Origin of the sequence: Hydrogenophaga sp., from assembly GCF_019264445.1 — a bacterium.
In the GTDB taxonomy this organism is placed as follows: domain Bacteria; phylum Pseudomonadota; class Gammaproteobacteria; order Burkholderiales; family Burkholderiaceae_C; genus Hydrogenophaga.
This window is the reverse complement of record NZ_JAHVAB010000033.1, coordinates 1-13,245: the sequence shown is the minus strand read 5'-3', so window position 1 is coordinate 13,245 and position 13,245 is coordinate 1. Positions and strand designations below refer to the sequence as shown.

Sequence of the window (13,245 nt, the reverse complement as noted above, 5' to 3'; positions counted from 1 at the left end):
TTGGCAGTTTAGCCCGCCCGGGCTGTTCTTCGGCGCCAGTGCGCACGCAGGAAAACGAGATAAGCCAGCACACCACAGGTGCCAAAAATGGCGATGGCGCCACGGTAGCGCGCCACTTCACTGCCGCCAAACCACCCCAGCGCATCGATCAGCAGGCCAATGCCCCACTGCACGACGAACACGCCGCCGAAGATGACGAGGTTGTAGCCGGAGAGGGCGCGGCCCGCGGCCTCGGCCGGGAGCGCCAGTGCCACCGCGGGCTGCGACAACGAGACGAACGTGCAGCTCACGCAGTACAGCGCCCAAAGCGGCCAGCCTGCACCGGAACCCAGCAGCACAATCGCGCCGAGCACGAGGAAACTCAACGGCAAACCCCAGGCGATGAGCCGCTCGGGCGGCCAGCCATGGCGCGCCAGATGCGGGTTGACCATGCCCCAGAGCCAGAACGTGCACAGCATGGACAGGTTGATGCCGAACAGGCCGCCAGCGGCCTGCTCCGGCGTGTAGCCGGCCACCTTCACCATCCAGGGCCCGGCCCACAGGGTTTGCACGGCAATCATGCCGCCGTAGTTGACGAACCCGATCGGCACCATCTGCCGGAAGTAGGGGTGGCGCCAGACCATGCCGTAGCCTGGTTCGGCTTCAGCCGGTGTCTCTGTGCGGGCGTTCGCTCGCCAGCGCGGCACCATCAGCCAGATGCCGATCATCGACAGCAGGATCAAGCCACCCAGCATCCAGAACAGTCCGCGCCAGCCGGTCAGCGGCATGAGCCATTGCACCGGCAGGGTGGCCGCCACCATGCCGAACGATCCCGTCATCAACATCCAGGAGTTGGCGCGCATCTGTGCGGCGGGCGTGAGCCAGCGGCGGTAGCCGGTGAGCGGCGCCATCAGACAGGCGCTCACGCCCATACCGGTGAGCACGCGTGCGGCCAGCAGCCAGCTGAAGCTGGTGGCCAGCGCAAACGCGGCGCAACCGGCCACCGCCACCGTGAGAAACCACAACACCACCGTGCGCGGGCCATGGCGGTCCAGCCAATTGCCCAGCGGCAGTTGCGTGAGCGCAAAGCCAAAGAAGTAACCGCCCGCCAGCAGGCCCAGGTCACCGGCATTGAGCGACATCTCGGCGCTCAAGGTCGGCGAGAGTGTGGCGGTGATGGCGCGCAGCAGTGCCGAGAGGAAATACGCCAGCGCAAAACTGAGGAAGACGATGATGGCCGCTCGCGGCGCGAGCACGTCACCCAGTGGCGCGGCCGGACCGGGCGTGCCGTCATGCCGCACCGGGCCAGGCCGGTTGGTGGTGGTGGTCATGGCAGCTTCAGACCTTCAAAGAAGGTGGCGGTGACTTCATCGCTCATGCCCTGCCCGTACACCGCGGCCTGAAAGACCTGCGCCCCGCGTGCGAAGTGCACCGCCCGCACTTGCACGGCCCGACCCTGGTGATCGCTGCCTTGCGCCATCAACCCCTGGGCCTGCGTGGCGCCGGGTACCGCGGCATTCCATCGCGTGGTCGGGTCGTCGCCCCGCGACGGGTCCAGCCGCACCGCCGCCAGCGAAGCGCGCCGCCAGCCCGTCAACGCACCGCTCACGCGCGCCTCGTCGTCCAACTCCGCCCAGGCCACGGCGAAGGTGAGCCCCCCGGCGTCGCAGCTGTGCATGTGCAGCTCGACCGGCGCGCGACCATCCAGCGGCACAGGCCGCGCGGCGGACTCAGGTTTGCAAGGCATGAGCGCCTGCAAGGGCGAACCTTCCGGGCGCAGCTCGCGCCAATTGAAGGTGGGGTTGCAGGCACTCAGGATGGGCAGCACGCACCACGCGAACAGCGACCAGCGCGGCGTGCCACCGGGAACAGCAAGAGACATGGAATTCCAGCGAGACGGGCCACCGCCGGGACACCGCAATGGCTGCGGCCTCGCGCACAATGGCGACATGAATGCTCTGGATGGTATCCGCATACTCGATCTCTCGCGCGTGCTCGCCGGCCCGTGGTGCACCCAGACCCTGGCCGACCTCGGTGCCGATGTGGTGAAGGTGGAACGACCGCCGGGCGAGGGCCATCCTGGCGGCGACGACACGCGCGGATGGGGTCCTCCGTTTCTGCGCGGGCGCGATGGCAACGACACCGGCGAGGCGGCCTATTACCTCGGCGCCAATCGCAACAAGCGCTCCATCACCTGCGACATCGCCACACCCGCCGGGCAAGCGCTGATCCGCGAGCTGGCGACAAAGGCGGACGTGTTCGTCGAGAACTACAAGGTCGGCGACATGGCCCGCTACGGGCTGGACTTCGCCACGCTGCACGCCATCAACCCCAGGCTGGTCTACTGCTCCATCACGGGCTTCGGCCAGACGGGCCCCTACAAAGACCGCGCCGGCTACGACTTCGCCATCCAGGCCATGGGCGGCCTGATGAGCCTCACGGGCGAGCGCGACGACCTGCCTGGCGGTGGCCCCCAGAAGGTCGGCGTTGCGGTGGCCGATCTCTTCACCGGCCTGTATGCCACCGTCGCCATTCAGGCCGCGCTGCGCCACGCCGAGCGCACCGGCGAAGGCCAGCACATCGACATGGCGCTGCTCGACACGCAGGTGGCGATGCTCGCCAACCTCGGCGCCAACTACCTCGTGCGGGGCCGCGAAGACGGCAAGGTGCCGGGCCGCGCTGGCAACGCCCACGCCAACATCGTGCCTTACCAGGTGTTCGAAGTCGCGCCCGATGCACAAGGGCATGCCCAACACATCATCCTTGCGGTGGGCAACGATGGCCAGTTCGCCAAGTTTTGCGCGGTGGCCGGACGCCCCGAGCTCGCCATCGATGCGCGCTTTGCGCAGAACCAGAATCGCGTGCGCCACCGCGCTGTTCTGGTACCGCTGCTGGCGGAGGTGCTCAAAACCCGCGGCAAGGCCGACTGGCTCGCGGCGCTCGAAGCCGCCAAGGTGCCATGCGGGCCGATCAACAACCTGGCCGAAGTGTTCGCCGACGAGCACCTGCGCTCACGCGACATGGTGCGCACCTGGGCGCACCCACTGGCCGACGAGGTCGACCTTGTCGCCAGCCCGCTCAAGCTCAGCGCCACCCCGGTTCGCAACGACCTGCCGCCGCCGCTGCTGGGTCAGCACACCGCCGAGGTGCTTGCCGACTGGCTCGGCAGTTCATCCGAACAGGTGGCTGAACTTCAACGCAACGGCGCCGTCTGAGTCCTCAGAGACACCCATGAGCGCCCTCGCCACCGATACAACAACCCTGCAGGCACTGCCCGTACCCACCTCGCTGCGCGGCGCGGCACAGGCCGCTGCGAGCCGAGGTGAGCCCTTGGTGGTCATGACCACACTGACGGGCTGCCCGTATTGCGCCATCGTGCGCAACCACTACCTGCTGCCCATGCGGCGCGAAGGGCTGGTGCACGCCGTGCAGCTCGACGTGCAGGACCGCACTGGCAACCTGCAAGGCTTTGACGGGCAGCTGACCACCCCCGCCGAACAGACCCGCGCCTGGAAGGCCCGGTTCACGCCCACCGTGCTGTTCTTCGGCCCCGACGGTCGCGAGCTGGCCGAGCGCCTGGTGGGGATTGCGGTGCCCGACTTCTACGGTGAGTACCTCGAAGCCCGTCTGGCCGAGGCGAGGCGCAAGCTCAAATAGCGGCGGCGCCAGCCCAGGCCATGGCGGTTACTTGATCGCGCCGAACACTTTCTTGAGAAGGGCGCTGCCCGTGCCCACCGGATCCTGCCGGATCTTGCGCTCTTCCTCACCAATGATGGTGTAGAGGCCGTCGAGCGACTTGCCCGTCACATAGCGCTGGATGTTCGCGTCTTCCGATTTCACCAGCCCGAGGCCCGCCGCCTTGCCGGCCACCTTGTTGTACTGGTTGGCCAGGCCCACTTTTTCAGTGGCCTGCGTGACGATGGGCAAGAACTTCTCGCCCAGCGGAGACCGCGTTTTCTCTGCGAAAAACTGCGTCACCGAGTTCTCGCCACCACTCAGAATGCTCTTGGCGTCCGACACGCTCATGGACTTCACCGCGCCCACCAGCACCTCGCGGCCCATGGGCACCGCCGCTTCGGCTGCGCGGTTCATGCTGGTGACCAGCTCGTCCACCCGTTTGCCCTGCCCCGTCATTTTCAGAAGTTTCGATGCATCCTCCAGAAAACCCGGCAAAGGAATCCGAACTTTTGGGTTGCCAAGGAATCCATCGGGCTTGCCCAGCAGCGCCACCGCGGCCATCGCACCTTTCTCCAGAGCGAGCTTGATTCCCTGACTGGCGTCGCCCTCGGTGAGATCGCCCAACGACAAGGCTTGAGCCTGCTGATGGGCGGCCAGGACCAGGAGGCCGAGCAGTGCGGGGGTGGACTGGGTAAACTGGCGGCGCTGCATGGCGGTTCCTCCGGGAAGCAAGCTGTTCAATGAATGACGTGGGGCAATGTAGCCCCCGGGAAGTGAAAAGACAATGACCGATCTCGATCCCCGCGGCCAGCGCCGCCGGCGCACCCTGCAGGCCGTCGCCGCGATGGGCGCCATCGGCGCCCTGGGCTTGACGGGCTGCTCCGGACGCGATGAAGCACCCAGCTCCACCTTCGTGCTTCTGGATGGCAGCCGGGCCACCACGGCGGACCTCAAGGGCAAGGTCACGCTCGTGAACTTCTGGGCCACCACTTGCGTGACGTGCGTCAAGGAGATGCCATCCATCATCGCGACCTACCAGAAGTACAAGGATCAGGGTTTCGAAACCATGGCGGTCGCCATGGAGTACGACCCGCCCGCCTGGGTGCTGAACTTTGCGCAATCGCGCCAGCTGCCCTTCAAGGTGGCGCTGGACAACACCGGCGACATTGCGCAGCAGTGGGGCGACGTCAAGCTCACACCCACCACCTATCTCGTGGACAAGCAGGGCCGCATCGTCAAGCGCTATGTGGGGGAGCCCGATTTCCCGGCGCTTCATGCCTTGATCGAGAAGCTGCTTGCGCAACAAGCGTGAGGCGTTTCGCACAGCCACAAAAAAAGCCGGGGTACTGCCCCGGCTTTTTCGTTTGCACCCGCTGCACACGGGGCGCTGAAGCTCAGTCTTTGCGGTAGGCGTCGTGGCATGCCTTGCACGTTTGGCCCGCGGCGCCAAAAGCGGTTTTCACGCTGTCCAGATTGCCGGTCTTTGCGGCGGCCGCCAGTTGCGCGGTCGCGGCCTGCAGCTTGTCGCTGCCTTCCTTGAACTTGGCCTGCTCCGTCCAGATGGCGGGAAGTGCGCGCGTGTCGCCCTTGTCCGTGCCGGCGCCAAAAGCTTCCCATGGCAGTTTGCTCATCGTTTCCACGATGGCAGCGCTTTCAGCCGCGGCCTTGGCGTCGAACGGCACGCGCCCGTTGGCCATGGCACCGATGCGACCAAAGTGGCTGGCCATCACCGTAAAGGCTGCCTTGCGGTACTTCACCGCGTCTTCGGGCTTCTGAAACTGCGCAAAGGCGGGGGCCGAAAGGGTGGCGATGGCAACAGCCAGCGCGATGGGAGCGGCGATTTTCATGAATACTCCTGGGGAGGTTGTGGGGCGTTTGGGAGTGGCTCGGCGGCCACCCGCTCGGGAGTGTATGCGCACGCGCAAAGTTCCACAGGAACTGGTTTACCGGATATCGTCTCCACCCTTCACCACGTTTTAACCACGCCTTCATCGTCATGCACACCATCCGCGTCTGGGATCTGCCCACCCGTCTTTTTCACTGGCTCCTCGCAGCCTGCGTCGTGGGGCTGATCGTCACAGGCAGCATCGGCGGCAACTGGATGAACTGGCACCTGCGCCTGGGCTATGCCGTGCTGACGCTCCTGCTCTTTCGCCTGGTGTGGGGGTTTGTCGGTGGTCACTGGTCGCGCTTCGGCAGTTTCGTTTATGCGCCCTCGTCATTGCTGGCTTACCTCAAAGGCCGGGGCAAGCCTGAACACCAGGTGGGTCACAGTCCCCTCGGCGCCCTCTCGGTTTTTGGTCTTTTGTTGATCCTGGCGGCACAGGTCGGCACCGGCTTGATCAGCGACGACGAGATTGCCTTTTTTGGCCCCTTGGTCCGGTTCGTATCGGGCGAGACCGTGTCGCTGGCCACTGGGTACCACAAGGACATCGGCAAGGTGCTCGTCCTCGCATTGGTCGCGCTGCATCTCGCGGCCATCGCCTATTACAAGTGGGTGAAGAAACAGGCACTGGTTCGGCCCATGATCGATGGCGACAAACAGGTGCCGGTCTCTGTGCGCAGCGCCCGCGACACCGCGGGCACCCGTGTGCTAGCGCTGGTGGTGCTGGCGTTGTGCGGCTGGGGCATCAGCGAGCTGGTCAGCCTGGGCGCGGCTTTCTGAGTCGCATCGCCCCTGGCTTATAGTGACAACGACATCATCACCCGGGTACATCACCCGCTGCCACGAGCCCCATGAACGACACCGGCGGTGCCGACATCTCGCTGAGATCGGCCGAGTTTCCTGACGACCTGCACAGCGTGCGAGCGCTGTTCCTCGAATACCAGGCGGAGCTGGGCATTGACCTGTGCTTTCAGGGCTTTGACGCCGAGCTCGCCGGGCTCCCTGGCGCCTATGCGCCGCCTGCCGGCACCTTGCTGCTCGCGTGCGTGGACGGCGAGCCTGCGGGCTGCTGCGCCCTGCGCCCTCTGTACAACACCGACCACCTCAACGCCTGCGAGATGAAGCGCCTGTTCGTGCGTCCCGCCTTTCGCAGATTCGGCCTGGGGCGCCTGCTCGTGGAACGCGTCTTGTCTGACGGCCAGCTGGCCGGCTACACCACCATGCTGCTCGACACGCTAAGTGACATGGAAACAGCCCGCGCCCTCTACCAAGAAGTGGGTTTTGTCGAGGTGGCGCCCTACTATCACAACCCCATTCCAGGCGCGCATTACCTCAAGGTCGATCTCTGACCCGTGGCTCCCAAGAAAAAAGCCGCCCGTGTCACCACGGGCGGCTTTTTTGGGGTGCCAATGGAATCAGGCAGCCGACTTGGCTTGCGCCAGCAGCGTCGCAGCGTCGCTGACCTCGAATTTGCCAGGGCCTTCAATGTTCAGGGCCTTCACCACGCCATCCTTCACCAGCATCGAGTAACGATTGCTGCGCAAGCCCATGCCACGGCCCGTGAGGTCCAGCGTGAGACCTGCGGCCTTGGCGAAATCGGCGCTGCCATCGGCCAGCATGCGCACCTTGTCGCCCGTCTTCTGGTCACGCGCCCACGCACCCATCACGAACGCATCATTCACGCTCAGGCACCAGATTTCATCGACGCCCGCCGCCTTGAAGTCGGCCGCGTGCTCCACATAGCCCGGGACATGCTTGGCCGAGCAGGTGGGCGTAAATGCACCCGGCAGCGCGAACACCGCTATCGTCTTGCCGGCAGAGGCCTTCTGGACGTCCACCGGGTTCGGGCCGATGCTGCAACCATTGCCCTCGACTTCGCTGTACTCCATCAGCGTTGTCGCCGGAATCTTGTCACCCACCTGAATCATGTTGCACTCCTGTTTGGATTGGCCCGCAGGCCGTGAAGGGAGGATCCGCACGAAGTCGGATCGGAAAAAGAAAAAGCGACCGAATTGTCGGTCGCTTTTTCGTTGTGCGCTGAGAACAGCGGCTTGGGGCTTACACCAGTGCGGCTTTTTGCACCAGTCGCGTCGCAACCCAGTTCTTGGTCTTGGACAGCGGACGGCTTTCAGTGATCTCGATCACGTCGCCCATCTTGTACTCGCCCTTTTCGTCATGAGCGTGGTACTTGCTGGACTTGGCCACGATCTTGTCGTAGAGCTCGTGCTTCACGCGACGCTCGACCAACACCGTCACGGTCTTGGAACGCTTGTCGCTGACCACCTTGCCAATCAAGGTGCGCTTGAGGGATGTTTTAGCTTCCGTCATGGTCACTCCTTATTTGGCAGCAGCGCGCTGCTTCTCGGCCAGGATGGTCTTGGCACGAGCGATCGCACGGCGGGTGTCACCCAGCGTGGCGTTGTTGTTGAGTTGTTGCGTCGCCTTCTGCATGCGCAGACCGAAGTGGGCCTTTTGCAGGGACTTCACTTCGGCTTCGAGGCCAGCCACATCTTTTTGGCGCAGTTCAGCAGTTTTCATCTTGTGTTCTCCTGAATCACTGACCCAACATGCGCGTCACAAACGTGGTGCGCAGCGGAAGCTTGGCCGCAGCCAGCGTGAAAGCCTCACGTGCCAGCTGTTCCGGCACGCCAACGATTTCGTAGAGCACCTTGCCAGGCTGAATTTCAGCCACGTAGTACTCCACCGAACCCTTGCCGTTGCCCATACGGACTTCAGCAGGCTTTTGCGAGATCGGCTTGTCAGGGAACACGCGAATCCAGATGCGGCCGCCACGCTTGACGTGACGGGAGATCGCACGGCGTGCGGCCTCGATCTGGCGAGCCGTCAGGCGACCGCGGTCGGTCGACTTGAGGCCGAAATCACCGAAAGCGACGGTAGCGCCACTGGTGGCGACGCCGGTATTGCGGCCTTTTTGTTCTTTACGGAACTTGCGGCGAGCAGGTTGCAACATGTTTATTCTCCTTTGCCGTCCGCAGCTGCAGATGCGGGCGCGGCGTCTTTGCGAACGCGCTTAACGGCGGGTTTGGTTTCGGTGCCAGCGGTGGCTTCAGCAGGCTTGTCGCTGCCATCGGCCGGTGCGGCATTGGCGCCAGGGCGGCGAACCGCAGCGCGGGCAGGAGGACCTGCCGGACGCTCACGGCGCGGACCGCGCGGACGACGCTCTTCTTCCACACGCGGCTCGGCAGCCACAGGCGCATCGTTGCGGCCCAGGGTGTCGCCCTTGTAGACCCAGACCTTGACACCAATGATGCCGTAGGTGGTCTTGGCTTCGGACGTGCCGTAGTCGATGTCGGCGCGCAGGGTGTGGAGAGGCACGCGACCTTCGCGGTACCACTCGCAACGGGCAATTTCAATGCCGTTGAGACGACCCGACGACATGATCTTGATGCCCTGTGCGCCCAGGCGCATGGCGTTCTGCATGGCGCGCTTCATGGCACGGCGGAACATGATGCGCTTCTCGAGCTGCTGCGTGATGCTGTCGGCAATCAACTTGGCATCGATTTCAGGCTTGCGCACTTCTTCGATGTTGACCGCGACCGGCACGCCCAGCTTGGCGGCCAGTTCCTTCTTCAGCTTCTCGATGTCCTCACCCTTCTTGCCGATCACCACGCCCGGACGTGCCGAGTAAATGGTGATACGGGCGTTCTTGGCGGGGCGCTCGATCACGACGCGCGACACGGCGGCGTTCTTCAGCTTGCCCTTGAGGTACTCGCGCACCTTGATGTCTTCAGCCAGCATGCCCGCAAAGTCGCGGTTGCTGGCGTACCAGCGGCTGGCCCAGTTGCGGGAAACTGCGAGGCGGAACCCGGTTGGGTTGATTTTCTGTCCCATATTCCTGTGACCTCTTCAGTTGCCAACCGTCACGTAGATGTGACACGTGGGTTTGCTGATGCGGTTGCCGCGGCCTTTGGCGCGGGCCGAGAAGCGCTTGAGCGTGGTGCCTTGCTCGACGTAGATGGTCTTGACCTTCAGTTCGTCGATGTCAGCGCCGTCGTTGTGTTCGGCATTGGCGATAGCGGACTCCAGCGCTTTCTTGACGATGCCCGCAGCTTTTTTCTGCGTGAACGCCAGGATGTTGAGCGCTTGGTCGACCTTCTTGCCACGAATCAGGTCGGCAACCAGTCGGCCTTTGTCGACCGAGAGGCGAACGCCTCGAACGATTGAACGGGTTTCCATGGTTAGTCCTTACTTCTTCGCTTTTTTGTCGGCCGGGTGGCCCTTGAACGTGCGCGTCAGCGAAAACTCGCCAAGCTTGTGTCCCACCATCTGATCGGTGATGTACACGGGCACGTGCTGCTTGCCGTTGTGCACGGCAATGGTCAGGCCGATGAAATCGGGCAGGATCATCGAACGGCGCGACCAGGTCTTGACGGGCTTTTTGTCCTTGGTAGCCTGGGCTTTTTCAACCTTGGCCAGCAAGTGGTGGTCGACAAACGGACCTTTTTTGAGTGAGCGAGTCATGTTGTCAACCCTTTACTTCTTGCGACGCGAGACGATCATCGACTGCGTGCGGCGGTTGTTGCGGGTGCGGTAGCCCTTGGTCAGGTTGCCCCACGGATCCACCGGAGCGCGGCCTTCGCCGGTCTTGCCTTCACCACCACCGTGCGGGTGGTCGATCGGGTTCATCGCGGTACCGCGAACGGTCGGACGGATGCCCATGTGACGCTTCACACCGGCCTTGCCGAGCTGGCGCAGGCTGTGTTCCTGGTTGGACACTTCGCCAATGGTGGCGCGGCAGTCCACGTGGACCTTGCGCACTTCGCCAGAGCGCATGCGCACCTGAGCGTAGATGCCTTCACGAGCCAGCAGCACAGCCGAGGCGCCAGCGGAACGGGCGATTTGAGCACCTTTGCCCACTTGCAGCTCGATGCAGTGAATCGTCGAACCCACGGGGATGTTGCGGATCGGCAGGGTGTTGCCCACGCGGATCGGCGACTCCGAGCCGGACAGCAGGGTCGCACCCACTTCAACACCGCGCGGGGCGATGATGTAGCGGCGCTCGCCGTCGGCGTAGCACAGCAGCGCGATGTGCGCGGTGCGGTTCGGGTCGTACTCGATGCGCTCGACCTTGGCCGGAATGCCATCCTTGTTGCGACGGAAGTCGACCACACGGTAGTGGTGCTTGTGACCACCGCCCTTGTGACGCGTCGTGATGTGACCGTTGTTGTTGCGGCCGGCCTTCTGGAACTGGGGCTCCAGCAGAGGCGCAAAACCTGCACCCTTGTGCAGCTGGTCACGCGTGACCTTCACCATGCCGCGACGGCCTGGCGAGGTCGGTTTCATCTTGATGACTGCCATGATTAAGCGCCCTCTCCACCAAAGTTGAGCTCTTGACCTGGCATGAGCGTCACATAGGCTTTGCGGACGTGGTCACGGCGACCAACGGTCTTGCCAAAGCGCTTGGACTTGCCCTTCTGGTTGAGCACGGAAACGCCCTTGACCTGGACCTTGAACATCAGTTCAACAGCCGCCTTGATTTCGGGCTTGGAGGCATCGCGCAACACCTTGAACATCACGGCGTTGGTTTGCTCGGCGACCTGGGTGGCCTTCTCGGACACGATCGGTGCCACGAGGACCTGCATCAGGCGACCTTCGTCGTATTTCGTGACGCTCATGCGAACATCTCCTTGAGCTGGTCGATCGCCGCCTTGGTGACGATGACCTTCTTGTAATGCACCAGCGACAGCGGATCTGCGTAACGCGGCTCGACCACGAGCACGTTGGGCAGGTTGCGCGAAGCCAGATACAGGTTCTCGTCGACTTCCTCGGCGATCACCAGCACGGACTGCAGGTTCATGGCCTTGAACTTGTCAGCGAGCTGCTTGGTCTTGGGCGAATCCACTTTGAGGGAGTCGACCACGGCCAGGCGGCCTTCACGAACCAGTTGCGAGAAGATGGACGCCATACCGGCGCGGTACATCTTCTTGTTGAGCTTCTGCGTGAAGTTCTCGTCAGGGCTGTTCGGGAAAATGCGGCCGCCTCCGCGCCACAGGGGCGACGAGGTCATACCAGCACGTGCGCGGCCGGTGCCCTTTTGCTTGAACGGCTTCTTGGTCGAGTGCTTGACCATCTGACGGTCTTTTTGTGCACGCGTACCTTGACGGGCGTTTGCCTGATAAGCCACCACGAGCTGATGGATCAGGGCTTCGTTGTAATCGCGACCAAACACGGTCTCTGGCACGTCCACGTTGGACGAAGCCTGACCCTGGTCATTCAGGAGTTCAACTTGCATCAGTTTGCTCCCTTGCCGGATTTGGCCTTGATGGCAGGACGCACGGTCACGAAACCGCCGTTGGAGCCGGGCACAGCGCCGCGGATCATGAGCAGCTGACGGGCTTCGTCGACGCGCACGATATCGAGGTTCTGGATGGTCTTGGTGACATCGCCCATGTGACCGGTCATCTTCTTGCCCGGAAACACGCGACCCGGATCCTGGGCCATGGAGATGGAGCCCGGAACATTGTGCGAACGGCTGTTGCCGTGCGAGGCACGCTGCGAGCTGAAATTGTGGCGCTTGATGGTGCCGGCGAAGCCTTTACCGATCGAGGTGCCCTGTACGTCCACCTTCTGGCCCGCAGCGAAGATCGCCTGGGGTGGCACCACAGCACCGGGCTGATACTGGGAGGCCACGTCAGAGGCCACGCGGAATTCCTGGATGATTTCACCCGCTTCGACACCGGCCTTGGCCAGGTGGCCTGCTTCAGGCTTGGTCACGCGGGAGGCACGGCGGGCACCAAAGGTGACCTGCAGCGCGTCGTAGCCGTCATGGGCCAGGGTTTTGACCTGCGTCACACGGTTGTTCGACACATCGACCACCGTGACAGGAACTGCATCCCCGTCATCGGTGAACAGACGCATCATGCCCACCTTGCGACCCAACAACCCGAGGGAGTTGCTAAGACTCATTGTTTTCTCCGTTCCCGACTTCAATTGGCCGGGGCTGATGGTGCGTCGACACCCGCGAGGATGCCAACACGTTTTAAAAATACGCCCTGCATCATTGACAGGCCGCATCGGCAAAGCCGAACTCACCGGACCGAAATCCGGAAAAGCCCGCCAGTATAACCAGCGGGCTTTGTTTGTGCAAGCAAGCCGATGCGCCAGGCACCGACCTGCCAGGGTGCAGCAATTACTGAAGCTTGATTTCGACGTCCACGCCAGCGGGCAAGTCGAGCTTCATCAGGGCGTCAACCGTCTTGTCGGTCGGGTCCACGATGTCCATCAAACGCTGGTGCGTGCGGATCTCAAGCTGGTCGCGGCTGGTCTTGTTGACGTGCGGCGAACGCAGGATGTCAAAGCGCTTCATGCGGGTCGGCAAAGGCACAGGGCCCTTGACGATCGCGCCCGTGCGCTTGGCGGTGTCAACAATTTCGGCGGCCGAGCTGTCGATCAACTTGTAATCGAACGCCTTGAGTCGGATGCGGATTTTCTGCTTGGTAGACATGCCCGCTCCTTAAGCGATGATTTTCGCAACGACGCCGGCGCCGACGGTACGACCACCTTCGCGGATGGCGAAGCGCAGGCCTTCTTCCATGGCGATGGGGGCGATCAGCTTGACCGTGATCGACACGTTGTCACCAGGCATCACCATCTCCTTGCCTTCTGGCAACTCGATCGAGCCGGTCACGTCCGTCGTGCGGAAGTAGAACTGCGGGCGGTAGTTGTTGAAGAACGGCGTGTGA

At 63.3% G+C, this 13,245-nt stretch carries 21 protein-coding genes and 1 pseudogene; 5 read left to right on the top strand and 17 right to left on the bottom strand.

The genetic code is table 11. The features are described 5' to 3' along the window. Positions 1 to 8: 8 nt before the first annotated feature. Together KXJ60_RS04945 and KXJ60_RS04940 are read right to left on the bottom strand one after the other, a co-directional pair. Entirely contained in the window at positions 9 to 1,310 is a 1,302-nt protein-coding gene (locus tag KXJ60_RS04945) for an MFS transporter (protein ID WP_291124671.1), read from the bottom strand. Beyond that, the gene (locus KXJ60_RS04940; RefSeq protein ID WP_291124669.1) at positions 1,307 to 1,861 is read right to left on the bottom strand and encodes a hypothetical protein; all 555 of its coding nucleotides are present in this window, start codon (positions 1,859 to 1,861) and stop codon (positions 1,307 to 1,309) included. The genes KXJ60_RS04945 and KXJ60_RS04940 overlap by 4 nt, the downstream gene beginning before the upstream one ends. A gap of 67 nt (positions 1,862 to 1,928) precedes the next feature. On the opposite strand from KXJ60_RS04940, the gene KXJ60_RS04935 reads away from it, so the two are divergent. Both KXJ60_RS04935 and KXJ60_RS04930 read left to right on the top strand, forming a co-directional pair. Then, positions 1,929 to 3,194: a CaiB/BaiF CoA-transferase family protein gene (locus KXJ60_RS04935; RefSeq protein ID WP_291124667.1), complete on the top strand. Its 1,266-nt coding sequence runs from the start codon at positions 1,929 to 1,931 to the stop codon at positions 3,192 to 3,194. A gap of 16 nt (positions 3,195 to 3,210) precedes the next feature. Further along, entirely contained in the window at positions 3,211 to 3,636 is a 426-nt protein-coding gene (locus KXJ60_RS04930) for a thioredoxin fold domain-containing protein (RefSeq protein ID WP_291124665.1), read from the top strand. A 27-nt stretch (positions 3,637 to 3,663) separates the two neighbouring features. On the opposite strand, the gene KXJ60_RS04925 is transcribed toward KXJ60_RS04930, so the two are convergent. Beyond that, positions 3,664 to 4,368, bottom strand: a complete 705-nt coding sequence (locus KXJ60_RS04925; protein ID WP_291124663.1) for a DUF4197 domain-containing protein — start codon at positions 4,366 to 4,368, stop codon at positions 3,664 to 3,666. A gap of 73 nt (positions 4,369 to 4,441) precedes the next feature. Between KXJ60_RS04925 and KXJ60_RS04920 the strand changes: the two genes are divergently transcribed. Next, entirely contained in the window at positions 4,442 to 4,969 is a 528-nt protein-coding gene (locus KXJ60_RS04920) for a TlpA disulfide reductase family protein (protein WP_291124661.1), read from the top strand. Positions 4,970 to 5,051: 82 nt separating this feature from the next. Here KXJ60_RS04920 and KXJ60_RS04915 read toward each other — a convergent pair whose 3' ends face one another. Further along, the gene (locus tag KXJ60_RS04915) at positions 5,052 to 5,504 is read right to left on the bottom strand and encodes a cytochrome c (protein WP_291124659.1); all 453 of its coding nucleotides are present in this window, start codon (positions 5,502 to 5,504) and stop codon (positions 5,052 to 5,054) included. 149 nt (positions 5,505 to 5,653) lie between these two features. Here KXJ60_RS04915 and KXJ60_RS04910 point away from each other — a divergent pair, with 149 nt between their 5' ends. Next, positions 5,654 to 6,322, top strand: coding sequence for a cytochrome b/b6 domain-containing protein (locus KXJ60_RS04910; RefSeq protein WP_291124784.1), 669 nt, complete (start codon positions 5,654 to 5,656; stop codon positions 6,320 to 6,322). 71 nt (positions 6,323 to 6,393) lie between these two features. Beyond that, positions 6,394 to 6,891 (top strand): GNAT family N-acetyltransferase, encoded by a 498-nt coding sequence (locus KXJ60_RS04905; RefSeq protein WP_291124657.1) that lies wholly within the window; start codon positions 6,394 to 6,396, stop codon positions 6,889 to 6,891. A gap of 66 nt (positions 6,892 to 6,957) precedes the next feature. Here KXJ60_RS04905 and KXJ60_RS04900 read toward each other — a convergent pair whose 3' ends face one another. From KXJ60_RS04900 to tuf, 13 genes and pseudogenes are all read right to left on the bottom strand, one after another. Then, entirely contained in the window at positions 6,958 to 7,470 is a 513-nt protein-coding gene (locus KXJ60_RS04900; RefSeq protein ID WP_291124655.1) for a peroxiredoxin, read from the bottom strand. A 130-nt stretch (positions 7,471 to 7,600) separates the two neighbouring features. Next, positions 7,601 to 7,870: a 30S ribosomal protein S17 gene (gene rpsQ / locus KXJ60_RS04895; protein ID WP_291124653.1), complete on the bottom strand. Its 270-nt coding sequence runs from the start codon at positions 7,868 to 7,870 to the stop codon at positions 7,601 to 7,603. A 9-nt stretch (positions 7,871 to 7,879) separates the two neighbouring features. Continuing rightward, the gene (rpmC, locus tag KXJ60_RS04890) at positions 7,880 to 8,080 is read right to left on the bottom strand and encodes a 50S ribosomal protein L29 (protein WP_204735727.1); all 201 of its coding nucleotides are present in this window, start codon (positions 8,078 to 8,080) and stop codon (positions 7,880 to 7,882) included. A gap of 16 nt (positions 8,081 to 8,096) precedes the next feature. After that, positions 8,097 to 8,513 carry a 50S ribosomal protein L16 gene (gene rplP, locus KXJ60_RS04885; protein ID WP_066089098.1) on the bottom strand — a complete coding sequence of 139 codons (417 nt, stop codon included), beginning with the start codon at positions 8,511 to 8,513 and terminating at the stop codon, positions 8,097 to 8,099. Between the two features lie 2 nt (positions 8,514 to 8,515). Next, a complete protein-coding gene (gene rpsC, locus KXJ60_RS04880; RefSeq protein WP_291124650.1) occupies positions 8,516 to 9,394 on the bottom strand; it encodes a 30S ribosomal protein S3 in 879 nt (292 codons plus the stop codon). A 15-nt stretch (positions 9,395 to 9,409) separates the two neighbouring features. Continuing rightward, on the bottom strand, positions 9,410 to 9,739 hold the full coding sequence (rplV, locus tag KXJ60_RS04875) for a 50S ribosomal protein L22 (protein WP_137918325.1): 330 nt from the start codon (positions 9,737 to 9,739) through the stop codon (positions 9,410 to 9,412). A gap of 9 nt (positions 9,740 to 9,748) precedes the next feature. Then, positions 9,749 to 10,024, bottom strand: coding sequence for a 30S ribosomal protein S19 (gene rpsS / locus KXJ60_RS04870; RefSeq protein WP_204735724.1), 276 nt, complete (start codon positions 10,022 to 10,024; stop codon positions 9,749 to 9,751). Between the two features lie 12 nt (positions 10,025 to 10,036). After that, the gene (rplB, locus tag KXJ60_RS04865; RefSeq protein WP_291114567.1) at positions 10,037 to 10,861 is read right to left on the bottom strand and encodes a 50S ribosomal protein L2; all 825 of its coding nucleotides are present in this window, start codon (positions 10,859 to 10,861) and stop codon (positions 10,037 to 10,039) included. A 2-nt stretch (positions 10,862 to 10,863) separates the two neighbouring features. Next, positions 10,864 to 11,178 carry a 50S ribosomal protein L23 gene (rplW, locus tag KXJ60_RS04860; protein WP_066272347.1) on the bottom strand — a complete coding sequence of 105 codons (315 nt, stop codon included), beginning with the start codon at positions 11,176 to 11,178 and terminating at the stop codon, positions 10,864 to 10,866. After that, positions 11,175 to 11,795: a 50S ribosomal protein L4 gene (rplD, locus tag KXJ60_RS04855; RefSeq protein ID WP_291114572.1), complete on the bottom strand. Its 621-nt coding sequence runs from the start codon at positions 11,793 to 11,795 to the stop codon at positions 11,175 to 11,177. Before rplD ends, rplW begins: the two co-directional genes overlap by 4 nt. Next, positions 11,795 to 12,469 carry a 50S ribosomal protein L3 gene (gene rplC / locus KXJ60_RS04850; protein WP_291124646.1) on the bottom strand — a complete coding sequence of 225 codons (675 nt, stop codon included), beginning with the start codon at positions 12,467 to 12,469 and terminating at the stop codon, positions 11,795 to 11,797. The genes rplD and rplC overlap by 1 nt, the downstream gene beginning before the upstream one ends. Positions 12,470 to 12,692: 223 nt before the next feature. Further along, a complete protein-coding gene (rpsJ, locus tag KXJ60_RS04845; protein WP_056266806.1) occupies positions 12,693 to 13,007 on the bottom strand; it encodes a 30S ribosomal protein S10 in 315 nt (104 codons plus the stop codon). Positions 13,008 to 13,016: 9 nt separating this feature from the next. After that, positions 13,017 to 13,245, bottom strand: a pseudogene (gene tuf / locus KXJ60_RS04840) (elongation factor Tu); the annotation flags it as partial.

Coding starts and splice junctions, on each gene's coding strand:
- KXJ60_RS04945 (WP_291124671.1), bottom strand. CDS start 1,310: ATGACCACCACCACCAACCGGCCTGGCCCGGTGCGGCATGACGGCACG.
- KXJ60_RS04940 (WP_291124669.1), bottom strand. CDS start 1,861: ATGTCTCTTGCTGTTCCCGGTGGCACGCCGCGCTGGTCGCTGTTCGCG.
- KXJ60_RS04935 (WP_291124667.1), top strand. CDS start 1,929: ATGAATGCTCTGGATGGTATCCGCATACTCGATCTCTCGCGCGTGCTC.
- KXJ60_RS04930 (WP_291124665.1), top strand. CDS start 3,211: ATGAGCGCCCTCGCCACCGATACAACAACCCTGCAGGCACTGCCCGTA.
- KXJ60_RS04925 (WP_291124663.1), bottom strand. CDS start 4,368: ATGCAGCGCCGCCAGTTTACCCAGTCCACCCCCGCACTGCTCGGCCTC.
- KXJ60_RS04920 (WP_291124661.1), top strand. CDS start 4,442: ATGACCGATCTCGATCCCCGCGGCCAGCGCCGCCGGCGCACCCTGCAG.
- KXJ60_RS04915 (WP_291124659.1), bottom strand. CDS start 5,504: ATGAAAATCGCCGCTCCCATCGCGCTGGCTGTTGCCATCGCCACCCTT.
- KXJ60_RS04910 (WP_291124784.1), top strand. CDS start 5,654: ATGCACACCATCCGCGTCTGGGATCTGCCCACCCGTCTTTTTCACTGG.
- KXJ60_RS04905 (WP_291124657.1), top strand. CDS start 6,394: ATGAACGACACCGGCGGTGCCGACATCTCGCTGAGATCGGCCGAGTTT.
- KXJ60_RS04900 (WP_291124655.1), bottom strand. CDS start 7,470: ATGATTCAGGTGGGTGACAAGATTCCGGCGACAACGCTGATGGAGTAC.
- rpsQ (WP_291124653.1), bottom strand. CDS start 7,870: ATGACGGAAGCTAAAACATCCCTCAAGCGCACCTTGATTGGCAAGGTG.
- rpmC (WP_204735727.1), bottom strand. CDS start 8,080: ATGAAAACTGCTGAACTGCGCCAAAAAGATGTGGCTGGCCTCGAAGCC.
- rplP (WP_066089098.1), bottom strand. CDS start 8,513: ATGTTGCAACCTGCTCGCCGCAAGTTCCGTAAAGAACAAAAAGGCCGC.
- rpsC (WP_291124650.1), bottom strand. CDS start 9,394: ATGGGACAGAAAATCAACCCAACCGGGTTCCGCCTCGCAGTTTCCCGC.
- rplV (WP_137918325.1), bottom strand. CDS start 9,739: ATGGAAACCCGTTCAATCGTTCGAGGCGTTCGCCTCTCGGTCGACAAA.
- rpsS (WP_204735724.1), bottom strand. CDS start 10,024: ATGACTCGCTCACTCAAAAAAGGTCCGTTTGTCGACCACCACTTGCTG.
- rplB (WP_291114567.1), bottom strand. CDS start 10,861: ATGGCAGTCATCAAGATGAAACCGACCTCGCCAGGCCGTCGCGGCATG.
- rplW (WP_066272347.1), bottom strand. CDS start 11,178: ATGAGCGTCACGAAATACGACGAAGGTCGCCTGATGCAGGTCCTCGTG.
- rplD (WP_291114572.1), bottom strand. CDS start 11,795: ATGCAAGTTGAACTCCTGAATGACCAGGGTCAGGCTTCGTCCAACGTG.
- rplC (WP_291124646.1), bottom strand. CDS start 12,469: ATGAGTCTTAGCAACTCCCTCGGGTTGTTGGGTCGCAAGGTGGGCATG.
- rpsJ (WP_056266806.1), bottom strand. CDS start 13,007: ATGTCTACCAAGCAGAAAATCCGCATCCGACTCAAGGCGTTCGATTAC.